Below are 3,346 nucleotides of genomic sequence, written 5' to 3'. Positions count from 1 at the left end.
CGCGGGTTCGAGTCCCGTCCGTTCCGCCACCCTAATTAGGGGCGTAGTTCAATTGGTAGAGCACCGGTCTCCAAAACCGGGTGTTGGGAGTTCGAGTCTCTCCGCCCCTGCCAGAAATCATCCTTAGCGAAAGCTAAGGATTTTTTTTGTCTGAAATAACCCTCTTCGAAGTAAATCCTTCCATCGGCATCCTTGCCGGCTATTTTGATTAATACACATCATCCAGCACGTTAATTTTCAATAGATCGCGAATCAACGCATTTTTATCGCTATTTTGCAGCCATATGGCATAGAGAGGACGAGAAAGAGTTGTGCTGTCGACAACGGTATGCAGCCCACCTTTCTTACGTGCCCAACTCACCGGCAGCCATGTGCAACCATTAAGCATTGCAATCTGTTGCTGTGCCAGTTCAGCAGAACTGGTTGTTAGCATTGGAACTTCATCAGCACCGATTAAACCAGCCTCATGTTGTTGAAAATCCGGCCCCCATTCCAGGCGGAGATAGTTAAGCTCACCTTTTAGCTTGGAAGGGGCACTGGTATAGAGTGCTAAAGTAAAATGCCCCAGTAACTGACTACTAAATTCATCCATTTTGGGCGCTTCAGTAGTAATAAGAAGATCAAGCTGGCGTTCATGCAGTTGTTTTACCAGAGATTGGCGCTGGGCAATTCGCGCTTCGAACTGTAAGCCTGTATGGGCATCCTGATTTTGATACAAGCGCCCCAGCCACTGATTAAGCATACATTCCCACAACGAGGCGCTGGCACCGATAGAAAACTCATTATGTCGTGAGGTATGCGCTACCTCCTTACGAGCGGTCTGCCAGGTGCTCATGAGTGTTTCTGCATAAGGCAACAGCTTTTCACCGGCAGCGGTTAAACGGATATTGTTTCTGTGACGGGTGAAAAGATTCACACCCAGCTGATTTTCCAGTTGTCTGATCCGAAAGCTCACTGCTGACTGGGTCAGATAGAGCGATTCAGCCGCTCGGCCAAAGTGACGCGTTCGGCTAACTTCCAGGAAAGTTTTTAACAATTCCGTATCCACAGTGCTCTCCGCAAAATTATTTGTCGTTATGATTTAAATGTTTTGTTTTACACTCTGTCAAGCGTAACTAATACTCCGCGCCATAACTAGCTCGGTCAAAGAATTAGGAGCGTGCAGGATGGCGGAAAGCTTTACGACGACTAATCGATATTTCGACAATAAACATTATCCACGTGGATTCTCTCGTCATGGTGATTTCACCATCAAAGAGGCACAACTGCTTGAACGTCATGGTTATGCCTTCAATGAGCTGGATCTCGGCAAACGCGAGCCGGTTACCGAGGAAGAGAAACTCTTCGTAGCAGTATGCCGTGGCGAACGTGAGCCAGTGACAGAAGCAGAACGCGTGTGGTCCAAGTATATGACGCGTATCAAGCGTCCAAAACGTTTTCACACTCTTTCCGGCGGTAAACCGCAGGTCGAAGGTGCTGAAGACTACACCGATTCCGACGATTAATAAAAAGGGCGAAATGCCCTTTTTTTACGTCAGCAGTTTTTGCAAATGGATGAGCAAACGGTCGATAGCCCGATAACTTACGGCCTCTTGTAAATGCTGACGTGTGATGACGTCAGACTGATCAATATCAGCTATGGCTCTTGATACTTTCAGTAACCGCTGCCAGGCACGAATAGATAATCCCAGATGGATCAGCGTTTCTTCCAGCCACTGTGCGTCCTCGTTCTCAAGCTTGCAAAATTGTCGTATTTCCGGACTATCCAGCCAGGCATTCAGTTTATTCTGCCGCTTAAATTGGCGCTCTCTGGCGGCCATTACGCGTTGTTTAACGGTGGCGCTGCTTTCCCCCTGAATGACCGCTTTGCTCAAAATACCGGGTGGCGGTAGCGGGATCTCCAGTGAGAGGTCAAAGCGGTCAAGAAAGGGACCGGAGAGTCGGTTGAGATAACGCAGCGTTTGTTCCGGCGTGCAGCGGTTATGGTTCCCTTGATAATGTCCTGTTGGGCTGGGATTCATCGCCGCAACAAGCTGGAAACGGGCTGGATAGGTTATTTTTGCTCGTGTGCGTGAAAGATGGATTTGCCCTGACTCTATGGGTTCCCGCAAGGCATCCAGTGTACGCCGTTCAAATTCAGGTAGTTCATCAAGAAAAAGTACGCCGTTATGCGCCAGCGAAATTTCACCAGGCCCGGGAATTGCGCCACCGCCCACCATCGCAGTTAACGACGCACTGTGGTGCGGTGAGCGGAACGGGCGCTGCCGCCATTGTTTTTGCACTGATTCGGCATTTACCAGGCTTAATATTGCGGCACTCTCCAGTGCTTCTTCATTGCTTAAATCTGGCAACAGGCCATTAATACGGCTGGCGAGCATCGTTTTGCCTGTTCCCGGCGGTCCAATCAATAAAAGGTTGTGTCCGCCAGCAGCAGTAATTTCCAGTCCTCGCTTTCCTTGCTCCTGACCGACAACATCACTGAGATCATGTTGTAATGCACGGGATACTACATCAGTTGGTTTCGGGCGTTCGAGAGCGTGTTTACCTTCCAGAAATGCACAGACAGCCTGCAGATGATCGGCTATCAGGCATCCTTCACCGTTAATTAACCCCACTTCATCTTCGTTGTCTTTCGAGACGATAATTTTTCTGCCCGACTTAATGGCTTCAGTTGCACTGGAGATTGCGCCTGGAACGCCACGCAGAGCGCCTGTAAGCGCCAGTTCTCCGACTAATTCATATTCATCTAACTTATTGGCTGTAAGCTGTTCTGAGGCCGCCAGCAACGCAATGGCGATAGGTAAATCATATCGTCCCCCTTCTTTTGGCAGATCGGCTGGAGCAAGGTTGATGGTGATTTTTTTCGCCGGATATTCATATCCGCTATTTATAATTAAATGTACATAACATATTGAATTTAATTAATAACTATCGCTGCAAATAACGTTAAAAATCTCAAATTAACTACACCATTAACTACACCGTTCGGTGCACTGTGTGCAACAACGTGAAACAAATAGACACAAGCGACAGGCTATACCGTTATCATTTTTCGGCTATCCGTTATCAAGCTGGTGGATGATCACGGATAAACCGATACCGAGATCCCGGTATCGGCATCATGCCCACCAGCTCTAGTTACTGGTTTTTTGATAATGCGCTTTTTCGGCAGCCCCTCTTAGTACACACGTAAAACAAAGGGGCTTTACTTTCTGGGGTTACAGATCAGGGATAAACCCAGTATTGCGAAGACTGTTAATAACTCCGCGCATAAGATAGGTATTTGAGAATCTGGCGGTGTAAGTCCTCCCTCCTTCTTCTACAGGCTGTAACATGCCTCGATCAA

2 protein-coding genes, 1 tRNA gene and 2 pseudogenes are annotated in these 3,346 nt (G+C 48.0%); 2 read left to right on the top strand and 3 right to left on the bottom strand.

From position 1 onward, the window contains the following. The first annotated feature begins 37 nt into the window (after positions 1-37). Positions 38-113 (top strand) — tRNA-Trp (locus tag EQY_RS0123450). A 95-nt stretch (positions 114-208) separates the two neighbouring features. Here the strand turns inward: EQY_RS0123450 and hdfR are convergent. Continuing rightward, positions 209-1,048, bottom strand: coding sequence for an HTH-type transcriptional regulator HdfR (gene hdfR, locus EQY_RS0123445; RefSeq protein ID WP_000379262.1), 840 nt, complete (start codon positions 1,046-1,048; stop codon positions 209-211). A gap of 118 nt (positions 1,049-1,166) precedes the next feature. Here hdfR and maoP point away from each other — a divergent pair, with 118 nt between their 5' ends. Beyond that, positions 1,167-1,505: a macrodomain Ori organization protein MaoP gene (maoP, locus tag EQY_RS0123440; RefSeq protein WP_000841001.1), complete on the top strand. Its 339-nt coding sequence runs from the start codon at positions 1,167-1,169 to the stop codon at positions 1,503-1,505. Positions 1,506-1,529: 24 nt separating this feature from the next. On the opposite strand, the pseudogene EQY_RS0123435 reads toward maoP, so the two are convergent. After that, a pseudogene (locus EQY_RS0123435) lies at positions 1,530-2,894 on the bottom strand (YifB family Mg chelatase-like AAA ATPase); the annotation flags it as partial. A 324-nt stretch (positions 2,895-3,218) separates the two neighbouring features. Beyond that, positions 3,219-3,346 (bottom strand): annotated as a pseudogene (locus EQY_RS27150) (Fic family protein); the annotation flags it as partial.

It is taken from the genome of Escherichia sp. TW14182, assembly GCF_000208525.1.
In the GTDB taxonomy this organism is placed as follows: Bacteria; Pseudomonadota; Gammaproteobacteria; order Enterobacterales; family Enterobacteriaceae; genus Escherichia; species Escherichia ruysiae.
Note: the sequence above shows the minus strand (reverse complement) of the source record. Positions and strands in the feature narration are given on the sequence as shown.

What these genes read in the sequence shown, in the direction of transcription:
- maoP (WP_000841001.1), top strand. Translation starts at nt 1,167, where the DNA reads ATGGCGGAAAGCTTTACGACGACTAATCGATATTTCGACAATAAACAT.